We start from the raw sequence: 23831 nt of genomic DNA, 5'->3' as shown, positions 1-23831 counted from the left end.
TTATTCTTCTACCTTTGTAATCGGTGCAAAGGCAGCTAGTAGTCTTTTGACGCCTTCTTGCGGGAAGGCGATATCCAGTTCCATATCTTCACCAGTGCCGTTGATCTTGACAACGGTACCAACGCCCCACTTCTTGTGGGTCACCTTGTCACCGGTCCGCCAAGCTTGTTTATCAGCACCCGTCCCGCTGTTAACGGAAACCGCGCTGGAACTCTTCTGGTGATACGTGGTGGCCGTGGCCGACGCTGTCCGCCGGTCAAACGGCGTCCGCAAAGAAGTTGCGCCATTCTCACCCGGATTAGAGCGGTTGTCCATTTGCAGCAGCTCCGGTTCAATTTCTTCAATAAAGCGGGACTGCGGGTTTCGTTGCGGCCGACCATAGAGCATCCGTGAAAAGGCGTTGGTCAAAAACAGCCGCTTCTTCGCGCGGGTGATCCCCACGTAAGCTAACCGCCGTTCTTCTTCCAGCTGGTCGTGATCTTCCATGGCCCGGCTTAACGGGAAGATCCCCTCTTCCATGCCGATAAGAAAGACCACTGGAAATTCCAGCCCCTTAGCCGCGTGCAGCGTCATCAACGTTACTTGTGCCGGTTCTTCCTCCACGTCGTCCTGGTCGGAAACCAGAGCTAATTCAGCAAGGAAATCCACGATGCGGTCGCCGGAATCACTGGCATCAGCATCGTATGATTCATCGAACTTCTGGGTCACGGACAGAAATTCCTGAATGTTTTCCAGGCGAGTCTCAGCCTCCAGACTTCTTGAAGCCTGCAATGCTGCTTTGTACCCGGTAGTATCCAGAATCTGTTCCGTCAACTCGGTAACTGTACTGTCTTTAACGATGGCCTGCAGCTTTTGGATCGTCATGGCAAAGCCGCCAATGGCTCCCCGTGCACGGCTGGAAATATCGTTAGCCACGTCAACGTTCATGGCTGCTTCCAGTTCCGACCAGCCGTTCTCCTGAGCGAAGGTCCGTAACTTGGTTAACGACCCATTCCCAATACCGCGTTTTGGTTCGTTGATCACCCGTTCCAAACTCAAGGTATCGGCGCCGTTAGCAACCAGCGTCAAATAAGCCAGCATATCTTTAATTTCCTTACGGTCGTAAAACTTGTGCCCACCGACAATGGTGTACGGCACGTTTGCTTTGACCAGCGTTTCTTCCATTACCCGTGACTGCGCGTTAGTCCGGTATAAAACGGCAAAGTCGCCGTACTGGTAATGCTGCTCCTTCATCAGATCCTGAATTTGGGCAACCACGTACCGGGCTTCATCGTTTTCACTTTGGCCGCGGTAATAGTGGATCTTTTCCCCCTGGTCGTTTTCCGTCCAGAGGTTCTTGTCCTTCCGGTAACCGTTGTTTTTGATGACCTGGTTAGCAGCGTCCAAAATCGTTTTGGTCGACCGGTAATTTTGCTCCAGCATGGTCACGTGCGCGTCCGGGTAATCCTTTTCAAAGTTCATGATGTTTTCAATGTTGGCGCCGCGCCAGCCGTAAATACTTTGGTCGGAATCACCCACCACGCAGAGGTTATGGTGTTCGCGGGCCAGCATATTGACTAGCGTGTATTGCGCGTCGTTAGTATCTTGGTATTCATCCACGTGAATGTACTGAAACTTCTTCTGGTATTCTGCCAGCACATCCTTGTTTTCATTAAATAACTGAATCGTCAGCATGATCAGGTCATCGAAATCCATTGCCTGATTACGCTGCAGACCGTTTTGGTAAGCGTCGTAGGCCCGTGCCGTCACCTCATCCATGGGGTTACCGGCTTCTTTAGCAAGCTGCTTTGGTGTCTTCAGTTCGTTTTTCGCGTTTGAAATTTTCCCTAAAATGGCCCGCGGATCAAACTGCTTGGTGTCCACGTTCATGTCGGCTAAAACCCGCTTCATTAACGTCCGCTGGTCACTGGTATCAGCAATGGAAAACGCCCGGCTGTACCCTAATTTATCAGCGTGCCGGCGCAGGATCCGCACACACAGCGCATGGAACGTTGAAGCCCAGACATCGTTACCTTCTGGCCCCAACAGGGTCACGATCCGTTCGCGCATTTCCTTAGCCGCCTTATTGGTAAAGGTAATGGCCAAGACGTGCCACGGCATGACGCCCTTTTCAATCAGGTAGGCGATCCGGTGAGTCAATACTCGCGTTTTACCGCTCCCGGCTCCGGCCATGATCAAAAGCGGCCCCTCAGTATGTTCAACAGCTTCTCGTTGTTCCTTATTCAGTTTTGCTAACAATGCAGATTCAGCCACGTTATTATTCCTCTCTTGTTTGTACAGTTACTACTGCGCTGACGGTTCAGCCACCAGCGTGAACTTTATTAAAATCACTATTAAAATTGTCGCTTATCTTGAATCATAAAGCAATACTTTTATCGTAAAAGATAAACATACGTTCCCAATAAAAAAGGTACCCCTGTGAGAGTACCTATTGATTATTCAGTTTGAGAATCAGTTGGACCCTGCGACCAGATATCCGTGTCTTCCAGCTGTTCCAGCAACTTATTGACGTCATCGCCCTGAACCAAAATGTGACCCGCCAGTTTTTGACTATCCACATCTTGGTGCCCCTGGCGATAGAAGTAAAAGTGCCAGTTGGGTTTCAGTGTCCATTGCGTCCGCATGGCGCTGGCTTGATTCTGTGTAAAGGCAGCCATAACGGTGGGCTTCAAAACCTGCACGTCGCTGAGCGGCATCCCCGCAATCGCGCGAATGTGCTGTTCAAATTGACTTACAGTCGTAGCCCGGTCAAAGATCCGGCCGCCTTCGCCAAAGGTTGGAATGATCTGCTTGACGTAGATCGACCCGTTGTCGTTGATCATAAAGTCAACTTCAAACACCCCGACGTACTTCACGTTGGCCACGATTTCGTGACAGATACGATCCATTTCAGCCTGCACGTCTGAATCGATCGATACCGGTAAGTAAGCCCAGGTCAATAACCCGTTTTGCCGTTTGATTTCAACCGGCGGGAACAAGCTGGCTTCACCGGAAGCGGCGCGTACCACCGACACGGTAAATTCCCGTGAATAGTCCACGGTGGACTCCAGGATGTAAGTCCCCCAGTCCATCAAGCCGGCGGCCTGCGCAATATCGGTCTGCGTGCGAATCGTCATTTCCTGACCGTGAGGCAGATCCTTTTGAATCGGCTTCAGCACGCTGGGATACCCGATCGAGTTGATCGATTGATAAACGTCGTCAAGACTGACGATGGTGGCGTACGGCGGTATATTCACGTTCAATTGTTCGTAAAAAGCGCGTTCCAATAACCGGTCCTGCATCATCATCTGAAAATCCGAGCCCTGCGGCAATGACGTGGACTCTTCGATAACGGATAGAACATCCGGACTAAGATGTTGAGAATCGTAAGTTACCAAATCGCACCGTTCAGCGAAATCTGTCAAACGGTCGTGGTCAGACAGTTCACCGACGATCTTAAAATCAGCTAATTGCAGCATTTCACTGGTTTCATCGGGGCCGTACGCGCCCACTTTGAAACCAGCTTGACGAGCTGCAGACACGATCATGGGTCCGTCTGTACTGTCGCCGATTACCCCAATGGTGCCTCCTGGATACAAAACATGATTGTCCAAATTTGTTCACTACCTTCTTATCTCGATGTAAAGATCATCTTTTAATTTCATTATAACTTTACTTACAAATTGTACTAGCAATTTGTTCAATCTTTAAACATTTTTAGTTCTCAGCTACTGCCGAAAACGGCGCCGAACCCGTTTGACCCAGAAACCGCCGGAAATAAATTTCGGCTCGTAGGTGATGATAAAGGCCTTCGGTTCGCGCTCAGTGATCATTCCGTACAAGCGGCGTTCCTGGTTCCGGGGGGTTAAAATATCTAACACCAAGCGGTCGCCTTCCAAACCTTCCGCGTGGCTTTGAGTAACCCCAAATCCGTTTGAACGCAGGAGTTTCGGCAGCTCACTGTCGGTGCTGGGCAAGATCACCGTGGCCATGATATAGCCTAGTGCCAGCTTATCTTCAATCACGATCCCGACCCTGACACCCACACCATAACCCAGGGCGTAAGCGATGATATTCCAAACGTTATCCAACCGGTTCAAAACCATGGCCAGACCCACAACGTAGACGATGATCTCCAGCACACTCAAGACCGGTGCTAAGTTTCGGTAACCCTTCATGGTCAGCATAAAACGGAGCGTGTTGAGCGTAATATAAACGAAACTGATGGCAAAAATGATAATCAAAGTCCAAATCATGGTCTCGCCTCCAATCGAACAGTGCCGGTCGATAATTCTCAGTTAAAATGGTTAGTCGGCGTCTGGATCCGCAAAAGTGACCTGGTTGTCAGCTAGCGAAGCAATGCTGGCCAGTGCTTCTAGGTGAATGCCTTGATCTAAAACCATCTTATGGCCCTTTTGGAACCGTTTTTCGATCACTACCCCAACGCCGGCAACGTCCACTTGAGCCGCTTGGCAAATTTCCAGCATCCCTTGGACGGCCTGGCCGTTAGCTAAGAAGTCATCGATGATCAAGATCTTATCCTGCGGGTCAATAAACCGTTTATCAATGCTGATATCGTTGTTGACCTGCTTGGTATACGAATAAACCGTTGCGGTGTACAAGTCATCAGTCAGTGTCAATGACCGGTGTTTGCGGGCAAAGACCACTGGCACGTTCATCTGCAGCCCCGCCATTAACGCGGGTGCAATGCCGGATGATTCAACGGTTAAGATCCGTGTGACCCCTTCGTTTGCAAATAATCGCTTAAATTCCGCACCAATTTCGTACATTAATTGGGGATCAACTTGATGGTTCAAAAAGTTGTCCACTTTTAACACTTCACCAGGTAAAACCGTGCCGTCGCGTTTAATTCGATCTTCCAGTAACTTCATCGCTGACTTCCTCCTAAATGACGTCCAGTACGACGTAATGACTTATATTTAGTGTACCCGATAAATCACGCTTTTGCCAATTTGAAAGCACCTTTACCAGCCTAAAATCGTGCCTAGGCCGATACAAATGATGCAAAACAAGGCCATGATCAAAGCGTTTTTAACGGCATACTTAAAGGTTTCTTTTTTCACCTGCTTGACCAAGAAAGCCTGTGTGTTGCGGTATACCAAGGGAACGCTGAAAAGGACTAATAGGCTCATCACCGGCAAATACCCCAGGATCACACTGGCGATCAAGCAGAGGTACCCGGCAACGTACTCCCCGACGAAAGCCTTCAGCATCGCCGGTTTGCCAAAGTAATACACGATGGTTTTACGGTTTAGGGTTTTATCTTCCTCAGCATCACACAAGTTATTGGCCAGCATGATATTGGCAATGGCAAATACCGCGATGCCGGAAGTCAGCAAAACTTTAAAGAACAGCGACCAGGTCAGCGGCTGAACCGGATACGTGTTGATGTAGACTGAGATCAGCGTGATCACAAAGCCCATGGTCAAACCGGAAAAGGCTTCGCCAAAGGGCGTGGTGGAAATTGGCCGGGGGCCGGCTGAATAACAGTAACCGACCAGAAAACAGAACACGCCCATCACCAGCAGCGGCCAGCTGGTTTCAATGACCAGCAGGATTCCCAGGATCGTGGCACTGCCCGCCATTAAAATGATTAAATTGCGAATCAGTTTAACGGACAGATGGTGCACACCAATGATGTTCGTTTTCTGCTTCCACTCGGCAGCCTCAGCCGTAGCGCCGCGGTAATCCGAATAGTTATCGTGGGCATCCACCGCCATGTTGAACAGCAGCATCGCCACGAAAAAGGTCACGGCTAACGGCCAGTTGACCTGACCAAAGACGTAGTACGAAAAGAACAGTCCCATGAAAAACGGCCAAACCGAAGCAATCTTGGCTTTAGCCTCCACGAGTTCCAAAAAAACATTTACAGACATTTTCAACCTCCAAGAAATAGTGATGCTAGAATTGACATTGTTGCGTGAGCTTTGTATCTTAAATATAACGCTTTGTAAAGGAGTACACCGATGAATCGATCATTTTGGGCAGCAATCCCACAGACCCAGCACCAGCTTCAGCGGCTACAAGACTACCTGCTGAAAACCATTGACCTGCCTGATCAGCCCATACATATTAAAATACTAAAACTTCTGCAGTCAGGTGGCAAGTTTCTGCGACCCGGCACGTTTTTCCTGTTTGCCGGTTTGGGTCCCAACCAGGATACCAGTCAGCTGTTGGCCGGTGCCAGTGCGCAGGAGTGGCTGCACCTGGCCGTTCGGTTTCACGATGACGTGTCAGACGACAAGCTGACGATCCCCCATTTAGGACAGGACCGTCAGCAGCGCAACGACATTTATGCCGGCGATTACTTGTTTACCCGCTACTTTGAAGAGATTTTGAAAACCGCTCCTTCGCCAGCGGATTTTACCGAACACCTCAACGTAGTGCAGCGGACTCTATCCGGGCACTTTGACCAGCTACAGCACCGCTTTGATTTAACACAGACCGTCCCCGATTACTTGACTGAAATCAAGCAGCGGACTGGTGAAGCTTTTCGCTTTAGCGCCCAGTGCGGTGCCAAAATTGCCGGTGCTGATGCCGAAGTGGTCAGTCTCAGTGCCAAATTAGGTGCCGCCATGGGCAACGCCTATCAAGTCGCCCAGGATATTCAGCTGACCTTTAACGACGCTAAGGGGTTATTAGCCCGCCTGCAAAACGGACAATACCCGCTGCCAGTCATTCTGGCGTTAAATCAAGCTTCGATTCAACGGTTACTTATGAAACAGCAAAAACTGACACTCGGTGATATTAAGTCGCTTCAAGCCCAATTAGATGCCACCGCGGCACAAGAGCAATTGCAGCGTCTAACCGCGCACACACACGAGTTGCTGAACCAATTGCCTGCTGGCGACCCACGAAACGACATTCAGCGTTTTATTGATCAGTTAGTTAAAATTTAACGTCATACATCTACTGATAAAAATTTCATCTGGTTTCTTGACTGAAAGACAACTTAAAATTTGCATTTGTACAATACTTTAAGCTAGCCTAAACCTGTGCCACAACTCAGATTCCGGCCATGTAACGTAAACAAGCCACTCCGACAAAAAAACGTCGAAATGGCTTGTTTACGTTACATTCTGGAATCTACCGAGTTGTGTCACACTCTCTCGTTTTTACCCGTATCAAGTTCATACAGTTTTCTAAACCGTGGTTCATCACGGTACAGTGCCTGGGGTGTCCCCTGCATGTCAAAGACGCCATCTTCTAGGAAGCGAACCTGATCCACGTGGTCGATGCCGGCCAGATGGTGGGTGACCCAGATGATCGTCTTATCGTGAAGCACTTTGAACACCGTATCCAGCAGCTGCCGTTCGGTAATTGGATCTAGGCTAACCGTGGGTTCATCCAGCACGATGATCGGCGCGTCCTGCAACAGAATCCGAGCCAGCGACAGCCGCTGCCGCTCACCACCGGAAAACCGTGTACCGGACTCCTGTACTTCCGTGTCGTAGCCATCCGGCAGCGATTCGATCAGCGGTTTCAGTTCAACGGCTTCAACCGCCGCTTTCACCTGCTCATCTGTTGCCTTTAAGTTGCCAAGACGAATGTTATTCATCACTGACGTATCAAACAGGTACGGCTGCTGGTCCAGTACGCCGAAAAGCTGGGCGCGCTGTTGCTGCAGTTCACTGACGGGCGTGCCGTTAATGGTGACTGACCCCACAGTGGGCGTTTGGTCCCCTAACAGCAGCTTCAGCAGCGTGCTCTTCCCGGTGCCGCTGGGTCCCAGCAACGCGATCTTCTCGCCTCGTTTGATGTTCAGTGAAACGTCTTTCAAAATGACCTTATCGTCATCCGGATACTTAAAGGTCACGTGATTCACGCTGATTTCACTGACGGGTGCCGTTAATGTTGATTGCGGCGTTAACTTCGGCTGGTCGTTAGACAACTGGTTGACCCGTTCAATGGACTGGCGGTAAATCGGCCACTCGCTGGCGCCCTGACTGACCTCCAAAAACGGTTCTACGATGGGGAACAGGGTTAGCGCAAAGGCCGCGATCCAGTTTGCCATACCCTTGCTGGCGGTAAAAGTTGCCCCTGACCAGATCAGTAGGGTCAGCACTGCCAGCAGGAAGAAGAACTGAACGCCAAAGCCGCGCCACCACTGGAAAAAGTGGTCCTTGCGCCGCAGTGCTGCAATGTCTTTGATGGGCTTTTTCTGCAGCGTCATAAAGTCTTGATAACGACCGGAAATCACCCAGTCCGTTAAGCCCATGACTTCATCGGTTAAATGGGTATAAGAACTGGACTGAATCTGTTTCTGCTTAAATTCACGGGCACCGTTAACAGCGACGGACAGCAGCGGAATGACCAGAACAATCATTCCCAGCAGCAGTACCATCAGCAAGGCTACCGGCCAGCTGAAGACGCCCACGCCAACGATAATAAATAGGTATAACAACCAGCCCACTACAATTGGAAACACCGTTCGCAGGTAGAGGTTTTCGATGTGGTCAATATCATCGGCTAAGATACTTAATATATCACCGGTTTGGTGGGTTTGTTTGATAGCTGAAGCTTTCACTTCAACGGCTTGGTACAGTTTCTTACGAAAGTCAGAAACGATCCGCAACACCCAGTTGTGCGACGTTAACCGTTCAGAATAACGGAAAACGGGGCGAGCAATCCCGAACGCCCGAGCCAATACCACCGGGACGTAAATGTAGATGATGTTGCCGGGGCGACGGGCCGCCTCACTGATCAGATAACCAGAGTTAAACATCAAAGCCGCAGCGGACAGAAAGGTCATCATTCCCAGGAACAAGACGAGTACCAGCAGCCACTTATATTTGCGCAGATACGGCATGACCCAGGTATCGTGAGCAAAAGTCTGTTTAATCGAGTGCATGTAATCCCCCCATTTCTGCGCGTAATTTGGTGTATGGCCCATCGTGCTGCGCCAGTTGGGCGGGTGTCCCCTGCTCAACCAGTCGGCCGTGATCCATGACTAAGACATAGTCCATTTGATTGATCCAGTGCAGTCGGTGGGTAGCGAAAAATACCAGCCGGTTGTCCAGCAACGGCAGCATATCTTCCTTTAAGGCCGCTTCGGTTTCAATATCCAAATGTGCTGTGGGTTCATCGAACAGCAATACTTTCCGGCTGTCGTCCAGAAACGCCCGGGCCAGCGCGATTCGTTGCGCCTGACCGCCGCTGACCCCGCGGGAACCTTCGCCGATCATGGTATCCAGCCCCACTGGCAGTTCGGCGATCCAGTCCGTCAGTCCCGCCTTATCGCAGGCTGCCTTGATCGTGGCATCAGCCGCGTTGGGCTGATAAAAGCTGACATTTTCCCGCAAGGTCGCGTGGAACAGATACGGTGATTGGGGAATGTAAATACTGTTATGCTGCCACACTTCTTGGCTGAGGTGCGGCAATTTTTGACCGTTGATACTGACGTGTCCCGGTTCATCCGGCGTCAAGAAACCGCCAATCAAGTTGATCAGTGTGGATTTACCAGAACCGGACGCACCAATAATCCCCACTTTTTGAAACCCGTGGACGTCAAAGGCAATGTGACTCAGCGTTGGCGTGTCTACGTCGCCGTAAGTTAACGAAACGTCGTCGAACTTAAGTGCTGAATCGCCGTGCCAGGTCAGCTGTTTCAGTTCATCACGGTCCTTAGTTTCCGGTGTCTCTAAAACATCCAGCACCGCCTGCAGCGCGTTCTTGCCGTTTAGGGTCGCGTGGTAATCGTTGGCAAAGTTGCGCACGGGCAAAAAGTAGTCGGGTGCCAAGGTTAAAATGGTCAGCGCCGGCAGCAGCATGATTTTGCCATCCATTAAGTCGAACCCTAAGAAGACCGCTACCACAGCAACTGAAAGCGTGGTAAAGAAGTCCAGCGCAAAGGTTGAGGTCATGGCGATTCGTAACGTTGCCATGGTTTCCTTACGGTAATCTTCACTGACACTATAAACGTTACCGGCATACCGTTTGGACAACCCCAACTGTTTTAAGGTGCCTAACCCGCGCAAGGTATCCACGAAGTTGTTGGATAACCGCTGATACCCGGCGTACTGCCGGTCGGCTTTACTCTTAGCCGCCAAGCCGAGAATGATCATAAATAAAATAATAACCGGATAAATGATCAGCAAAAAGACGGCTTCTTTCCACTGCATAAAGGCAATGTAGAGCAAAATGACCCACGGCGTGATGCCCATGTCCATGATTTTAATGACGATCAGCATCAGGTACGTCTGAACCTTGTCGATCCCCTCCAGGGCCATGGTGACCATGTTCCCGGTACCGGTCTTCTCAACCAGGCTGGGACCCAGCCGAAATAATTTAGTCATTAACTGTTCGCGCATCTTGCCGGTAGTCTTCTCCACGAAGGGGTAAAACGAGCGGTTCTGCGCTACAGTCAGCAGATGCCGGCACAGAAAACTCAGTATGAAAACAATGGTGGGCGTCACGATCGTCGCTAACGGTTTTAAGTTCCACAACTGCACCACGGCAATCGACAGCGCCCGCGCTTGGATCACGATCATAACGGCTTGGCTCAGGGTTAAGATTGCAATCATCACGATCCGGGGCGCAATCCCCGGAATTTTAAATAAACGCCTGTCTATCAAGTTACTCCCTCCAATATCTTACAAGTTACAGTTTAGCATTAACCGCTTTCAGGTACTATAACTTGCGGGTGAATTAATTGTATAAGAGCGATTTTGGCTAGAAATAAAATCCCCTAGATCTCATCGACCTCGGGGATTTTAAATTCATTCGCATAAACCTTAAGCTGCCTTAGGGCTCTTAAGCCGCTTGTAGAAGACCCAATAACTCCAAATGAAGTAAACCAGTACAATTGGCAGAACCGAGAAAGCAACGATGGTCATAATGTGCAACGTATATGGCGAACTCGAAGCATCTTTAATCAAAATTGAGTGAGCCGGATCAGTGGCGATCATGACCCGTGGGAATAACCCGTTGAAGATCAAAACCACGATGCTGATCAGCGATAATCCGCTAGCAATAAAGGCGGTCCAATTGTGGGCTTTCAGTACGCCCCACCAGGCAATCAGGGTCAATAAGACTAACACGATCAAAATTGACCAGGTGGAAGCGGACTTCTTAGCGAAGAAATCAGTTGAGATGTACAGCAGGACCACGAACAAAACTTCACCCACGATCAAAACGGGGTATAACACCTTGTTCCACGCCTGTGCCCGGTCACGCAACGTGCCTAAAGTCTTGAGCTGTAAAAAGTTCAGCCCGTGAATCAGACACATCAAGGTAACGGCGACACCGCCGACCAGTGAGAACCAGTTAACGTAGGTGGTAAAGGAACCAAAAATGTTGCCCTTGGCATCCATCGGCACGCCTTCGATCATGCTGGTAAACATCATGCCGAATAAGAAAGCGGCGCAGAAACTGCCGATGGTAGCCGCCCATTCCCAGAAGTTCCGCCAAGTCTCGGTCTTCATGTTGGCGCGGAATTCAAACGACACGCCACGGAAGATCAAAGCGACTAAGATCAAGAACAGAACTAGATAATAACCTGAGAATAAGGAAGCATACCACATCGGAAATGACGCGAACATGGCACCGCCGGCTGTAATCAGCCAGACTTCATTGCCGTCCCAGTGCGGGCCGATCGTTTGAATAATGGTATCGCGTTCAGCGGTGTTGCGGCCAAAGAACCGCACTGCCATCCCGATCCCGAAGTCAAAACCTTCCAGGAAGAAGAACCCGCTAAACAACACACCAATCAGTAAAAACCAGAGAATTTGTGCACTAGTCATGGTTAAACGCCTCCGTTCCGTAAGGATCTTCGGTCTTGCCGTCGGTATCTTCAGACGAGTAGCCGTTCATTTGAACCGCATCCGGCCCGGCTTTCAGAACCCGGTGAGACAGTACGATCATGACAAGTCCCAATCCCGCAAAGAGTAAGAAGTAAACGATATTCGTAAACAGCAGCGAGCCCACGGTAGACGTTGGCGAAACAGCGTCCGCGATGGTCAGCAAGCCATAAACGACCCATGGATAGCGCCCAAATTCAGTGACGAACCAGCCGGCCGTGTTAACGATGAACGGCAGCCACAGCATGAGCCCCATAATGTACAGGAACCACCGCTGCTTTAAAATAGCCTGCGACTTCTTGCGGTTGAAGAACAGTCCGACAATGGCAATTAAGGCAAATAACCCGCCCGAAACCGCCATGATCCGGAAGCTCCAGAACAGCGTCTTAGTTGGCACGTAGTAGTTCATATCCTTACCGAACTTCTTATCGTAAGTGGCGTGCAGTTCTTTATTAACTGTGTTTTGCCCCTTAACCGTACCGGATAATTTATGATAGCTTAAAATATTTAAAACGTACGGGACATCTAATGATGACGTTGTCTTATGCTGCTTGGTATTGAAGCTGCTGTAGATCGCCCAGTTCCCTTTATTGGTTGAATCCTTGTACAGCCCTTCCATGGCAGCAAACTTCATTGGCTGTTCTTTGATCAAGTAACGGGTCTGAACATCACCGGATGCAAGGGAACCCAAACTGGCGATCAAACCAATGACTAAGGCCACGTTCAACGACTTCCGGTAGAAGGAAACGTGGTCCTTTTTTAACAGACGCCATGCTGAACACCCGGCAACGACGAACGAAGCGGTGATGCCTGCCCCCATCAAAACGTGAGGTAATTCCAGCCACAGCTGCGGGTTTTTCACCACGGCACTGAAGCTAGTCATGACGACCCGGCCGGTGGATTTGTTGATGGCAAAGCCCACCGGATTTTGCATGAAACTGTTAGCGGCTAAGATCCAGACCGCAGACAGCGATGAACCAATGGCCACTAACCAAATAAACAGCGCGTGAATCCCCGGCTTAAAGCGTTCCCAGGTGAACATCCACAAGCCGATAAAGGTTGACTCCAAGAAGAAAGCCGCCAACGCTTCAATAGCTAGAGGTGCACCGAAGATATCACCCATAAACCGTGAGTATTCAGACCAGTTCATCCCGAATTGGAATTCTTGGATGATCCCAGTCACAACACCAACTGCGAAACTATACAGGAACATTTTGCCCCAAAACTGGGCCATCTTCTTGTAAGCCTCGTCTTTTTTGGCCACGTACATCGTTTCCATGACGGCGACAACGAATGCTAAACCAATCGAAAATGGCACGAAGAAAAAGTGAAACACAGTCGTCATAGCAAACTGAAACCGCGATAGGCCTAAAACGGTTAAACCAGCATTTAACATAATACCCCCCCTGACATTAATGGCTAGACTCGTTCGAAAATGCACAAAAGCAAACGGCCTAGCGTCAGTTACCGCAAAAACACCCCGCGGTAACTTAAAAAACAATTATCCTATGCTACAAATTTCATTATATCGAGTGATAAGTCAATCTTCAACCGTAAGCCCTTACAAAAAGTAATAAATTTGAACTTTTCGGTTAAACCCCACTGATTTCATTGACAAATCATGAAATTTCGAGTATCTTATACCAATGTTTTAATTTTGGGAGATGAGTTCAATGAAAATTGGCGATCAAGTGAGTTTTAAGCTGGAAGGCCAAGACTTTACCGGGTTCATTGATAAAGCATACCAAAACTCCTTTATGATTACTTTTAAAAGTGATGATACGGAGATTTTGGACAAGTATCATGATCGTGTTGTGATCAATAAGAAAAAATTGAAATTAATCAAGGCTGCACCGGAAACGGATCCTGAATCCGATAACGATGAGGTTTAATTAGCTTTTATTTTAAGGGTTCCCAACACTGGGGATCCTTATTTTAGCTTAAAAACTTGTCTTTTTAACGGTTATTTCTACAATATTCTTGTGTGATAATGTGCTGTTTAAAAGCGCGTATAATTCTGGTATTATTGAAGTGAAATGATTGATTATGATCAAAGGAGCGTTAATCATGGGGGCAACAGACATTTGGGCATCCTTTATCCTTTCATTACTGACAAACGTGATCATCCTGAGCGGTTCGATTTCGTTTATCATCTGGTTAGAAGAACTTTCTAACTCCTGGATCAAGCGCTTTCGGCCAGCCTTGGAAGTGATTCTTTGCTCACTTTACTTTACTTATTTATGGGGTGAATCTTGGCTAAACTCGGCGGTTGCACCAGAAGCCTTTGGACTGCACTGGGCATTCTTGAACATGCTCATTGTGAGCAGCTTTTTAGTGAACGTCTACCTCAAGCTTTGGTTGGAAGCCTTTTTTGAATCTGCGCTGATGTTAACCTACGTTTCAGTTTATTCAACGCATTTCAGTTTTTTAACGATGATGTTTAGCTTAGGTTTCATCGGCGTCATCTTCGTCAGCTACCACTGGGGAGCCGATTTTTTTAAACGTCCCTGGTTAATGTATTTGGGAATGGACGCGATGGCGTTCGTTTCCATTGGGCTTATCGCCACGATGTTCAAAACACCATTTGACCCGTACTTCTGGCTGCGGCAAATTACCGCGCTGGTGATTCTTAGTATCGTCGGCATCGAATACACCTTAGCGACTACCCGGGTGCTTCAAAAGAACCAGCAAACCGCGGAACTGGCAGACTTAGACGGCCTGACACTGTTAAAAAATTTCACTAAATTTGATGAAGACTTAACCGCGGCTTACGATCATTATCAATCCAATCAGGAACCCTACGCCGTTTTTGAGTTTGACATCGATCTTTTTAAACAGGTCAATGATTCTTACGGGCATCTGGTCGGCAACACCGTTCTGAAAGCCGTTGCCCAGGAAACTGCCCACTTTGCAGCCAGTACCCCCTTCCAAACAACGGCTTACCGGATCGGCGGGGAAGAGTTCTGCTTAATTCTCAAAGCTGACTGTTCAGACCAAGTTCTAGCAGCTAGCTTAGCTAACCAGATTCGGCGGCGAATCAGTCACCTCTCGTTTAACGTTGATGACTCGACCATCAGCGTCACCGTTTCGGTGGGTCAAGCCAATAGCCGGCCCGATCAATATAACGCACATGATATTTATAAACTGGCTGACCGCAGCCTTTATATGTCTAAGGAACGTGGCCGCAACCGGGTCACGTTGGAGGGGCAAACCATTACCCCCACCAACCAAAAAATCAGCTGATAGTTTTAGCTATCAGCTGATTTTTAATTTTATTTTTTATTCGTTCAACCCTAACGCCTTAACTTGTCCTTGGACGATCTCATCACACAGATCATCGTAGCGCAGACCATCGGCTTCAGCTTCTTGCGGCATCAGCGAAAGCGGCGTCATCCCTGGTAACGAGTTGGCTTCAATGACGTATAAGCCATTCTCGTTCCAGAAGAAGTCGATCCGGCCGTAGTTGCTAAGGCCCAGTACTTTAAAGGTCTTCAGCGCGATCTGCTTCATCTCGTCGTGTACGTCGTCGGGAATATCCGGCGGCGTCACAAACTTAGTGGTGTTGCCGGTAACAAACTTGTGTTCAAAGTCATACCAGCCATCCGTTACAATGATTTCAATGGCCGCTAAGGCTTTCCCGTTGACCACGGCCATGGAGAACTCCCGGCCCTTAATATACTCTTCAACCAGGATCTCACTATCGAATTCAAAGGCTTCCTTTAAGTCTTTCTTAAACTCCACGTCGTTTTTAGCAATGTACATCCCGACACTGGAACCACCGTTAGCCGGCTTGATCACGACTGGAAAACCGAACGGCAAGACAACCGTACCGGAGTCTTCCTTGCGGATATTCACAAACTTCGCCGTTTGAATATCGTTATAAATCATGATTTCCTTAGAAACACTCTTATCCATGGTGATACCAGAAGCTAACGCACCGCTGCCAGTATAGGGAATGTTGTTGAGATCAAGCACCGCTTGAACCTTACCGTTCTCACCATCGCCACCATGCAGACCGATCCAAACAATGTCTGCCATGGCCAAAATCTTTAAAACGTTCGGACCAAATAGCTGAGTGGACCCATCCGGACGCAGGGCATTGATGACGTCATCTGTCATGATCTCATCAGAAATGTTAAGGTCAATGTCCTGCTGTTCACCCGTAAATAAGGCTGCCATGGACTGCTCGTCCGCGTCTGGCAAGCCCAGGAACAAATCGACCAAGGCCACCTCGTAACCCTTACGACGTAGTGCGTTTGCTACCTTCGCACTAGACGACAGGGACACGTTGCGTTCCGTTGAACGACCGCCCGCTAATACTACGATCTTCATAATTTTTTCCTCCGCTTCTTTCTTAGAAACTTCAGTATAGCAGAAATCCATTATCGGAGCTAGAATTTAGCGAACGGTCTAATTAAATTTTTACTTTACGTAACGCAGCAGCGGTTTGCTGATGAGCGGAACCAGCACCCCTGACATGATGGCTTCAGGAATCCCGTTAGTCGCCATGATGCCTAACAGCCACGGCATAAAGGCCTTGACGTTGAGCTTATCTAACGGCAGCCAGCCCAAATAGTACATCCCTGCCATAAAGCCTAATACCAGCACCGTGTTGATCAACGAGCCGATGATCCCGGTCAATGACAGCTGCCAAACTTTGGCGTCATGGACGTTGCGCACCATTTTTAACAGGGCCCAGCCGCTGATCAAGCCGACTAATAACCGCGGTAACACGGACACCAGCGGATTAACTAAAACGTAGATTGCCATTGGACTGGTAGGCCAGACAAACGCCCGGATCCAGTTAATGAACCCCCAGGTAAAACCGACCCAGGCACCGTCTTTGGGGCCTAATAGCACGGCAGCGATTACGACGGTCACCTGAATGATCACAATACTGAACGGTCCCACCGGAATATAACCTAAAAATGGCACGACACTTTGAACAAAAACAATGGCAATAAATAAGGCTAAAATCGAAATTCGGTAAGCACGACTCTGTGTTGTTTTGATAATGTTCCCCTCCTCATATCACTTGTCAGGTTTGCCTATCTTTAGACGGTTTTTATTCTACCGCGATTACTTGCTTTTCACAAACAATTAATCATCATCTGCACATCATTCATCATTAATAAAAAGCGACCGCCTCACCGGCAGCACCGCACCAGTTGCAAAAATTCTGCTTTCACGGGCTTTAATACTGTATTTTCAACGTTTTTACAGTAGAATAAAAGTATCGCAACAACTTGGAAGGGGATCAAAATGGCAGAACAGTTTAAGATCAACATCACGAATATCATTTGGAGTTTTGACCGTGAAAATCACCAAGTTAACTTGCTGCTTGTGCAACGTGCGGAGAAACCTTTCGCGCATTTTTGGGGACTGCCGGAAACCGTCATGCGGACTGACGAAAGTGCCGACGAAGCGGCTTTACGATTGGTGCGGGAAAAAATCGGCTTAAAACTAGCCAGCTTTCACACCGAACAGCTCGCCACGTTCACCCACCCCGAACGCACACCGGGCCAGCGAACCCTTTCTTTGGCCTACATGACCTTCTTACCCGAAATGCCGGCCTTAACACCGGGCTACGGCGCCACTGACGCCGAGTGGTTCAGTATGGCTTCAGCAAACGAGCGCAACACCTTTACCAACGGCAAGCTCACGTTTGAAACGACGCCGGTCGACAACCAGACCAACTACTACGTGGGCCTGCCGGAACGCACGCCGGATCCGCAGACGACCCTGGCTTTTGATCACGACTGGATCCTCAAAATCGCCTGTGACCGGATCGCCAATAAATTGGATTACCAGCCCAACGTCCTGTTGATTTTGGGATCAAGCTTCACGCTGAAACAAGCCCGGCAGGTGTTCGCCGTTTTCAAACACCTGAAACTAGACGACATTGATAATTCCAACTTTAAAAAGAACCACCGCCACATTTTCGAAGCCGTGGGGACGGCGGCTCAGACGCATCCGGGCCGTCCGGCAAAGGTCTTTCGGCTGCGTTACCTTTAATTTTATAGCATAACGACCAACTGAGGTGCTACTCACCCCAGTTTTTTTACGCCTATTTTTCTGCGCTCACTTGCTTGACTCTCTCCAGTATTTCAAGTATAGTTGCCCTGATATAAAAGTGATACTTACTTTTATTGTTAACTGCTTTAGGTATTTTATACTTTTTCATTCTGTAGGGAGGATAATTTCATGCAATTTAAGCAGTACAAGCTTCTTGGTATCGTGGGAACAGCCTGGTTGTTCGACGCCATGGATGTTGCCATGCTGTCGTTTATCATGACTTACCTGAAGACCGAATGGCACCTGACACCTGGTGTTTTGGGCATTGTCAGTGCCGCGACTTCAGTCGGGATGGTGTTTGGCGCACTGATCTGCGGTTACTTAGCGGATCGTTTCGGCCGCAAGCGGGTATTGATGACTACCCTGATCATCTTTTCGCTGGGTGACGTGCTATTAAGTATTTCCCCCAACGTTCAGATGTTCATCGTGATCCGTTTTCTGACCGGAGTCGGCCTTGGCGGTGAGCTGCCAGTAGCCGCTACCCTGATTGCGGACCACTACAAGGGGACGCAGCAGTCGCGGATGCTGGTCTTAGCTGACAGCTTCTGGGCCATCGGCTGGATCGTCGCATCACTACTCGCTTTCTGGGTCATGCCGCTCACCGGCTGGCGCTGGACGGTCCTGATCACCGGTGCCACGGTGATCTACGTGCTGCTGCTCCGGCGGCATTTACCTGAAGACGATCCTGCTAAACCGATGAAGAAAACTTCCTACCGGGTGCTTTGGCAGCCGGAATACCGCGGCAAAACAGCCCTGTTGAGTGCGTTATGGTTCATCGTGATGCTGACTTACTACGGCATGTTTCTCTGGCTGCCGAGTGTCCTGCTGATGCGCGGGTTCCCCATCGTCACCAGCTTCAGTTACACCCTGCTGATCAGTTTGGCACAGCTTCCCGGCTATTATTTAGCCGCTTACTTAATGGGTAAAATGCACCGCAAAACCGTGCTCACCATGTATTTGATTGGGACGGTCGCCAGCGCGATTGCCTTCAGTGCGGCCAGCAGTAACCTCGCCATCCTGGTCAGCGGCGCTTGGCTGTCGTTCTTTGACCTCGGTGCCTGGGGCACACTGATCGCCTTCACGCCCAGTCAGTTCCCCAAAGCCATTCGCGGTACCGGGATGGGAATGGCCCAGTCTATCGGCCGGGTCGGCGCCACTATCGGCCCCTACATGGTGGGTCTCATGCTGCAGTTTAACTTCGGCGTCTCGGCCGTTTGGAGCGTCTTCATCGCGATCCTATTAGTGGGAATCGCTCTGTTAGTCTTCGGCGTCCACGATTACGCGGCAAACTCCAAGGAGGCGGCTTAGATTGAAGCTGGATTTTAAATTAGTTGCGCCGCAGCTGCGGCAATTTCTGGATGAAGACCTCAAAAGTGGTGACCTGACCGCCGTGGTGATCCCCAAAGCCCGGGTAGACGGCCACTTTATCCTCAAGCAGTCAGCCGTGGTCAGCGGTGTGGATCTGCCGGCCATGTTCTACCGATTGCTGGGCGACCAGGTGACTTACACGCCGCTGGTCACCGACGGCACCACCGCTGAGGCCGGTACCATCCTGGGCCGTGTCAGCGGCAACGCCCGTGATCTGCTGGCGGCCGAACGGGTCACTTTAAACTTGATGCAGCGGATGTGCGGCATCGCGTCGGCCACCGCTCAAGCAGTCAGCGCGGTCAATAATCCTCACGTTGGTATTCTAGATACCCGAAAAACCGCACCGGGGTTACGCCTCTTTGATAAATACGCAGTCACGTGCGGTGGCGGTGTCAACCACCGCTTAGGCCTCTACGATGCCGCCATGCTCAAGGATAATCATTGGCAGCTGATGGGCAGTCTTAAGGCGGCCGTTGCCACCATCCGGCAAACGGCCGGACCCACCAAAATCATCGAAGTCGAAGTTGAAAACGAAACCGAACTGAAAGCGGCGATTGAAAGCAACGTCGATATGATCTTGATCGATAACCAGTCGCCAGCCACCGTCAAAGCTTGGCGGCAGCAGATTCCCAAGCAAATCGTCGTGGAAGCGTCTGGCGGGATCCACCTGAAAAACTTAGCCGACTACGGTCAAACCGGGGTCGATTTCATTTCACTCGGTTACCTGACGAACAGCGTGCAGGCGAAGGACATTTCGTTTGAATTGGACGCTTAAACACTAATTTTATATTCAATAGAAAAACGACTTATCGCAACCCTCCTAAATGGGTGCCGATAAGTCGTTTTATTGTTAGCCATGATAAATCTAGAACTTCTTTGACATTGTACACTTCTTATTTCACTTCAAAATGCTAATCACGTTTCCGCTTCTTCAACCCCAGTGCACTCATTAATAAACTTAATCCGAGTACACCCAGCGCAGCTGAAGCCTTTTCATCCGTCTCGTTTGTTTGCGGTAACTGACTCTGAGCAGCCGTTCCCGCTTGCGGCTTAGTACCAGTTTGAACACCCGCTGCCTGACTCTTGGTTGCAGTGCCGCCGCTGATAGTTTGCGACTGACCACCGGCTTGGCTGGCCGAAACTGCCTGACCAGTTGCCCTCGTTTGACGATCAGTTCCCGTGGTACTGGTGTCGCCGCCAACGTCCGTGCTTGTACTGGTATCGTCAGCTGGCTGAGTGTCATTCCCACCTTCTGGTACATTGGTAGCTTCTTCACCAGCCGGTGTCACAACGTCACTAGGACCAGGATTAGGTACCGCTGGCATGGTGCTTGGCGCTGTGTCAGGCACTTGTTCCCGGGTGCCGACTTGAATGCCTGGCGCTAATTTGGCTTCCCGGTAGGCCACCGTTTGAACCTGAGCGGCCAGTTTCGAGTCTAGCTCAGCTTGCCCCTTACCGCTTATTGGTTGAAGTGAGATTGGGCCACCGTTAAACGTTAAAAGATCCGGTATAAACGACAGCGTACCTGCAGTGTTATGAATCATCGCTGGCGTGGCAAGCGCTTGGGTACTGCTTTGATCAGGGGTTGCCGTCCAGTCGCCGTTGACTTGGTCGGTCTTCACCGTCCAGGTAATGGTTTGCGTGTTTTGACCTGGCAGCTTAACTTGCTGGCCGGTGCTGGTCAGCAGTGCGTAGTTAGTCGTATAGGTCTGGTCAACGGAGGTGGTAACCCATTCGTGAATCAGGTGAATGGTTACAGTTTGCTCACTGTTAGAATTGCCCGCTGTAACGGTACCGGAAACCGCTTGATCTTTTGCCAGTTCATAGCCTGCCGGAATTTGTGCCGTCCAGGTCAGCTCATCGCCATCTTGGCCACGAAGCGTTTGTAAGTCGTTTTTGACTGGTGCAGCACCATTATCGTCGTCAACATAGTTCAAATGCACAAGAACGTTGACTTGTCCTAACGTCACCGCTTGTGGTGTCGTGACCGTATCCTCGATTGTTTGCATATATGTCACTTGCGGTTTAACCAAGTCATAGTTGCCGTTAATGGTCAGCAGCGAGTTAAGCACCGTCTCATAATCATTAGTGATTACCGATGACTGCTGCATCAACGCTGTAATGTCATTCGCCAAAGTCGTGGCCGCGTTGAAGACCACCGCGTGATCTTTAATAAATTCCGGAGAGTAGACGGTGTTGCCCGCCGAATCCTTTGTGGCATTCTTATCAGCACTTGCCATATCAAACTTCATGAGTGGCGACATGGACATGCCAAAGGTATCCATCGTGTGGTAAAGGTCTTTCCAGATCTGATTGATCGTTTGCGTAAAGCCGCTGGCAGCATCACCAGTTGAATAGGCAATCGTTAGGAAATGATCGGATGCCGGTAAGTTTTTAAGTGCTGCCATACCATCGGTAACCTGTTGTTCGGCCTTATTAATAGCCGTCTGCAATGTGGCCGTTAGCGTATTGGTTTTAACGCCCGCTGACGGCGAAGTCGCCCACAGCTCATCACCAGAAGCATCAGCTGCTTGGAAGGCCGCCAGCAAGTTATTGGCTAATTTTAACAGCTCATTGGTCTGGGCCTGGTAAATGAGGATGGCTTGATCTTTCAGGTTTTGGTCAAATGAGGCCGTAAACCCGGCTTCGTCAAATGAATTGCCAGTACTGGTATAAATATTTTCGACCGTCGTTTCCATTTGAGATCTCATACTCTCAATACTGTTTAACAGCTGGGTCGCATAAGTCGAGCCAAAGCCTGAAGCCAGCGGCGATCCATTATGCATTAGCTGATAGGAAGTATCGTTGGCCTGCGCCGAGTTGATCCGGCCAACACTGCCGTCTTCAGACTGGTAAGGCAGCGCCGTATCGGCCACCTGTTTCATGTAGCTAAACAGCGCCACGACTTCCGCATACGACCCCGTCAAGTCGGTCTCATTTTGAGCAACCTTATCGGTATCCGCCTTTAAATCAGCAAGAACGACCGGTAAAACGTCATCTTCATACGTGATCTGATTGTCGCCGTTCCGATCGGTATACGTCTCCCCGTACAAGTCTGCAGTGACCTTGCCAGTCGCATCAGTTGCTGAAGGGATCAGCACTTTGAAAGCCGTTGCCTTACTGGACACACTGTTGACCGTGTTAACTATGCCGCTTGCTTGGGCTTTCACCGCGGCAGCGTATGCATCCGCGGTTGACCCAGTCACCAGTTGCTGAGCTTTGCCCTTGGTCGTTTGGTTATACTGTTCAATCGTCGCCCCAGCATTTTTAATGTTGTCCGGCAAAGCGTTGTACAGCGCATCCAACTGATCCTGAGCCTGCTTAGCCGCAGCGTTAGCCTCATCAATTTTACTGTTTGTGTTATCTTTTAAGGTATTTAAATGATCGTAATCCGTTTTAACTTGCTGATACTCGCCATTCAGTGAATCCTGAGTCGCACGGTCAGTGGTTTGATAATTTGGTGCTTGAGTATTAACGTCCGTTTGATAATCATTGAGCTTGTTTTGATAAGTATCCTTGTTGTCTTGATACGTCTGCTTAGCCGCGTCCACGCCGGTTTTAGCTGTCTCGTAATCGTGCGTAGCTGTGGCATAGCCGCCATCTTTATAGGCATTATAATCTGTCAGTGACTGCGGTTGGGCATCGGCTTGTCCCTGCGTGTTCGACGCGGGTGTATCGGCATCACCATTCGCCGCACTGCCTGTTGTCGTCCCTGCCTGAGCTTCAGCAGTCGCAGCAGTCGTTGCCGCGTGTACCACCGTACCGCCACCAACTAACAGTGCCCCTGACATCATGACAAAGCCCACCCCTGCAAATAGCCAGTGTTTCTTAGCCTTATACATTTTATAACGCATTACTTTTTCTGCACCGTGTAACATGTAGATCCCCCCTAGCTATGCCTGTAAACATCTTCTAATATCAATCTAATAATGTCATGATTACTTGATAATGTCAATCCTTAAGTGCGGTCATTTAGTAGCCTGTTTTCAAGCACTTGTAAACGCTTTTAACAACCAGCTTTTCTACCTATTTCAGGCCCGTTAAGGCTTCATTTTGAGACAAAAAAGCTCCCAAATAAATAATATGGGAGCTTTTTAACTCATTTTAAAATCTGTTTTAAATGATCTGTCTCTTTAAACTTATTATTGGTTAACACTTAAAGCTTATTTACTGGACTCACGTATGCCAACTATGACTTCCGCTTCTTCCAAACATGACCGATTATTGCCAGTAAACTGGCGATACCTGCTGCAAGCACACCAGATGCTTGGTTTCTGCTTTCATCAGTTTGAGGTAATTTTTCGACCTTGTTTTGTTTAGCAGCTGACACCGTCCGCTTAGAGACCGCCCGACTGTCATCCGGTGTCGACGTAGATACCCTTACCTGCTTCGGTGTTCTCCCCGGTGTACTTGGTTGGCTGGGTTGCTTCGGCGGTACCGCTGTAGCTGGTTCGGATGGCTGGGTCGGTTGCGTTGGTTGACTCGGCTGCGTTGGCTGTGTTGGTTGCGTCGGCTGACTCGGTTGACTCGGCTGCGTTGGTTGCGTCGGTTGACTTGGCTGATTTGGCGTTGTCGGTTGTGTTGGTTGAG

Annotated in this window: 19 protein-coding genes; 6 read left to right on the top strand and 13 right to left on the bottom strand. The window is 49.5% G+C overall.

All coding sequences use genetic code 11. The features are described 5' to 3' along the window. From pcrA to CES81_RS02385, 5 genes are all read right to left on the bottom strand, one after another. Entirely contained in the window at positions 1–2253 is a 2253-nt protein-coding gene (pcrA, locus tag CES81_RS02405) for a DNA helicase PcrA (RefSeq protein ID WP_089120527.1), read from the bottom strand. A gap of 182 nt (positions 2254–2435) precedes the next feature. Continuing rightward, positions 2436–3593 carry an ATP-grasp domain-containing protein gene (locus tag CES81_RS02400; protein ID WP_089120526.1) on the bottom strand — a complete coding sequence of 386 codons (1158 nt, stop codon included), beginning with the start codon at positions 3591–3593 and terminating at the stop codon, positions 2436–2438. 114 nt (positions 3594–3707) lie between these two features. Further along, positions 3708–4235: a DUF2179 domain-containing protein gene (locus tag CES81_RS02395; RefSeq protein WP_089120525.1), complete on the bottom strand. Its 528-nt coding sequence runs from the start codon at positions 4233–4235 to the stop codon at positions 3708–3710. Between the two features lie 51 nt (positions 4236–4286). Then, positions 4287–4871, bottom strand: coding sequence for a xanthine phosphoribosyltransferase (locus CES81_RS02390; protein WP_089088772.1), 585 nt, complete (start codon positions 4869–4871; stop codon positions 4287–4289). A 93-nt stretch (positions 4872–4964) separates the two neighbouring features. Further along, the gene (locus CES81_RS02385; RefSeq protein WP_089120524.1) at positions 4965–5876 is read right to left on the bottom strand and encodes a 1,4-dihydroxy-2-naphthoate polyprenyltransferase; all 912 of its coding nucleotides are present in this window, start codon (positions 5874–5876) and stop codon (positions 4965–4967) included. Positions 5877–5966: 90 nt separating this feature from the next. Here CES81_RS02385 and CES81_RS02380 point away from each other — a divergent pair, with 90 nt between their 5' ends. Further along, on the top strand, positions 5967–6899 hold the full coding sequence (locus CES81_RS02380; protein ID WP_089120523.1) for a polyprenyl synthetase family protein: 933 nt from the start codon (positions 5967–5969) through the stop codon (positions 6897–6899). Between the two features lie 200 nt (positions 6900–7099). Here the strand turns inward: CES81_RS02380 and cydC are convergent, their stop codons facing one another. The 4 genes from cydC to CES81_RS02360 form a co-directional block, all read right to left on the bottom strand. Next, positions 7100–8851: a thiol reductant ABC exporter subunit CydC gene (cydC, locus tag CES81_RS02375; RefSeq protein ID WP_089120522.1), complete on the bottom strand. Its 1752-nt coding sequence runs from the start codon at positions 8849–8851 to the stop codon at positions 7100–7102. Then, complete coding sequence (gene cydD, locus CES81_RS02370; protein WP_089120521.1) at positions 8838–10574, bottom strand: thiol reductant ABC exporter subunit CydD; 1737 nt, start codon at positions 10572–10574, stop codon at positions 8838–8840. The genes cydC and cydD overlap by 14 nt, the downstream gene beginning before the upstream one ends. A 159-nt stretch (positions 10575–10733) precedes the next feature. Further along, entirely contained in the window at positions 10734–11741 is a 1008-nt protein-coding gene (gene cydB, locus CES81_RS02365) for a cytochrome d ubiquinol oxidase subunit II (RefSeq protein WP_089120520.1), read from the bottom strand. After that, positions 11734–13194 carry a cytochrome ubiquinol oxidase subunit I gene (locus tag CES81_RS02360; protein ID WP_089088778.1) on the bottom strand — a complete coding sequence of 487 codons (1461 nt, stop codon included), beginning with the start codon at positions 13192–13194 and terminating at the stop codon, positions 11734–11736. Before CES81_RS02360 ends, cydB begins: the two co-directional genes overlap by 8 nt. A 277-nt stretch (positions 13195–13471) precedes the next feature. Here CES81_RS02360 and CES81_RS02355 point away from each other — a divergent pair, with 277 nt between their 5' ends. Further along, complete coding sequence (locus tag CES81_RS02355; RefSeq protein WP_089088779.1) at positions 13472–13690, top strand: DUF2187 family protein; 219 nt, start codon at positions 13472–13474, stop codon at positions 13688–13690. A gap of 175 nt (positions 13691–13865) precedes the next feature. Further along, a complete protein-coding gene (locus CES81_RS02350; protein WP_180949697.1) occupies positions 13866–15041 on the top strand; it encodes a GGDEF domain-containing protein in 1176 nt (391 codons plus the stop codon). A gap of 36 nt (positions 15042–15077) precedes the next feature. On the opposite strand, the gene CES81_RS02345 is transcribed toward CES81_RS02350, so the two are convergent. After that, positions 15078–16130 carry a D-alanine--D-alanine ligase family protein gene (locus CES81_RS02345; protein WP_089120518.1) on the bottom strand — a complete coding sequence of 351 codons (1053 nt, stop codon included), beginning with the start codon at positions 16128–16130 and terminating at the stop codon, positions 15078–15080. A gap of 90 nt (positions 16131–16220) precedes the next feature. Continuing rightward, positions 16221–16754, bottom strand: coding sequence for an ECF transporter S component (locus CES81_RS02340; RefSeq protein ID WP_439951270.1), 534 nt, complete (start codon positions 16752–16754; stop codon positions 16221–16223). A 306-nt stretch (positions 16755–17060) separates the two neighbouring features. Here CES81_RS02340 and CES81_RS02335 point away from each other — a divergent pair, with 306 nt between their 5' ends. The 3 genes from CES81_RS02335 to nadC all read left to right on the top strand — a co-directional run bounded on the left by CES81_RS02335 (position 17061) and on the right by nadC (position 20016). Beyond that, entirely contained in the window at positions 17061–17813 is a 753-nt protein-coding gene (locus CES81_RS02335) for an NUDIX domain-containing protein (protein WP_089120517.1), read from the top strand. Between the two features lie 189 nt (positions 17814–18002). Beyond that, positions 18003–19181, top strand: coding sequence for an MFS transporter (locus CES81_RS02330; protein WP_089120516.1), 1179 nt, complete (start codon positions 18003–18005; stop codon positions 19179–19181). A gap of 1 nt (position 19182) precedes the next feature. After that, positions 19183–20016, top strand: coding sequence for a carboxylating nicotinate-nucleotide diphosphorylase (nadC, locus tag CES81_RS02325; RefSeq protein ID WP_225356324.1), 834 nt, complete (start codon positions 19183–19185; stop codon positions 20014–20016). A gap of 136 nt (positions 20017–20152) precedes the next feature. Here nadC and CES81_RS02320 read toward each other — a convergent pair whose 3' ends face one another. Next, complete coding sequence (locus CES81_RS02320; protein WP_089120515.1) at positions 20153–23119, bottom strand: KxYKxGKxW signal peptide domain-containing protein; 2967 nt, start codon at positions 23117–23119, stop codon at positions 20153–20155. A gap of 311 nt (positions 23120–23430) precedes the next feature. After that, on the bottom strand, positions 23431–23831 hold a 401-nt coding region (locus CES81_RS13445; RefSeq protein WP_180949696.1), incomplete at its 5' end, for an LPXTG cell wall anchor domain-containing protein.

Source organism: Secundilactobacillus pentosiphilus, from assembly GCF_002217985.1.
Classification (GTDB): Bacteria; Bacillota; Bacilli; order Lactobacillales; family Lactobacillaceae; genus Secundilactobacillus; species Secundilactobacillus pentosiphilus.
This window is presented reverse-complemented; position numbering and strand designations above follow the sequence as displayed.

Bases quoted from the DNA above. Each gene is read 5' to 3' on its own strand.
- CES81_RS02395 (WP_089120525.1), bottom strand. From the start codon at position 4,235: ATGATTTGGACTTTGATTATCATTTTTGCCATCAGTTTCGTTTATATT.
- CES81_RS02390 (WP_089088772.1), bottom strand. From the start codon at position 4,871: ATGAAGTTACTGGAAGATCGAATTAAACGCGACGGCACGGTTTTACCT.
- CES81_RS02385 (WP_089120524.1), bottom strand. From the start codon at position 5,876: ATGTCTGTAAATGTTTTTTTGGAACTCGTGGAGGCTAAAGCCAAGATT.
- CES81_RS02380 (WP_089120523.1), top strand. From the start codon at position 5,967: ATGAATCGATCATTTTGGGCAGCAATCCCACAGACCCAGCACCAGCTT.
- cydC (WP_089120522.1), bottom strand. From the start codon at position 8,851: ATGCACTCGATTAAACAGACTTTTGCTCACGATACCTGGGTCATGCCG.
- cydB (WP_089120520.1), bottom strand. From the start codon at position 11,741: ATGACTAGTGCACAAATTCTCTGGTTTTTACTGATTGGTGTGTTGTTT.
- CES81_RS02360 (WP_089088778.1), bottom strand. From the start codon at position 13,194: ATGTTAAATGCTGGTTTAACCGTTTTAGGCCTATCGCGGTTTCAGTTT.
- CES81_RS02355 (WP_089088779.1), top strand. From the start codon at position 13,472: ATGAAAATTGGCGATCAAGTGAGTTTTAAGCTGGAAGGCCAAGACTTT.
- CES81_RS02350 (WP_180949697.1), top strand. From the start codon at position 13,866: ATGGGGGCAACAGACATTTGGGCATCCTTTATCCTTTCATTACTGACA.
- CES81_RS02345 (WP_089120518.1), bottom strand. From the start codon at position 16,130: ATGAAGATCGTAGTATTAGCGGGCGGTCGTTCAACGGAACGCAACGTG.
- CES81_RS02335 (WP_089120517.1), top strand. From the start codon at position 17,061: ATGGCAGAACAGTTTAAGATCAACATCACGAATATCATTTGGAGTTTT.
- CES81_RS02330 (WP_089120516.1), top strand. From the start codon at position 18,003: ATGCAATTTAAGCAGTACAAGCTTCTTGGTATCGTGGGAACAGCCTGG.
- CES81_RS02320 (WP_089120515.1), bottom strand. From the start codon at position 23,119: ATGTTACACGGTGCAGAAAAAGTAATGCGTTATAAAATGTATAAGGCT.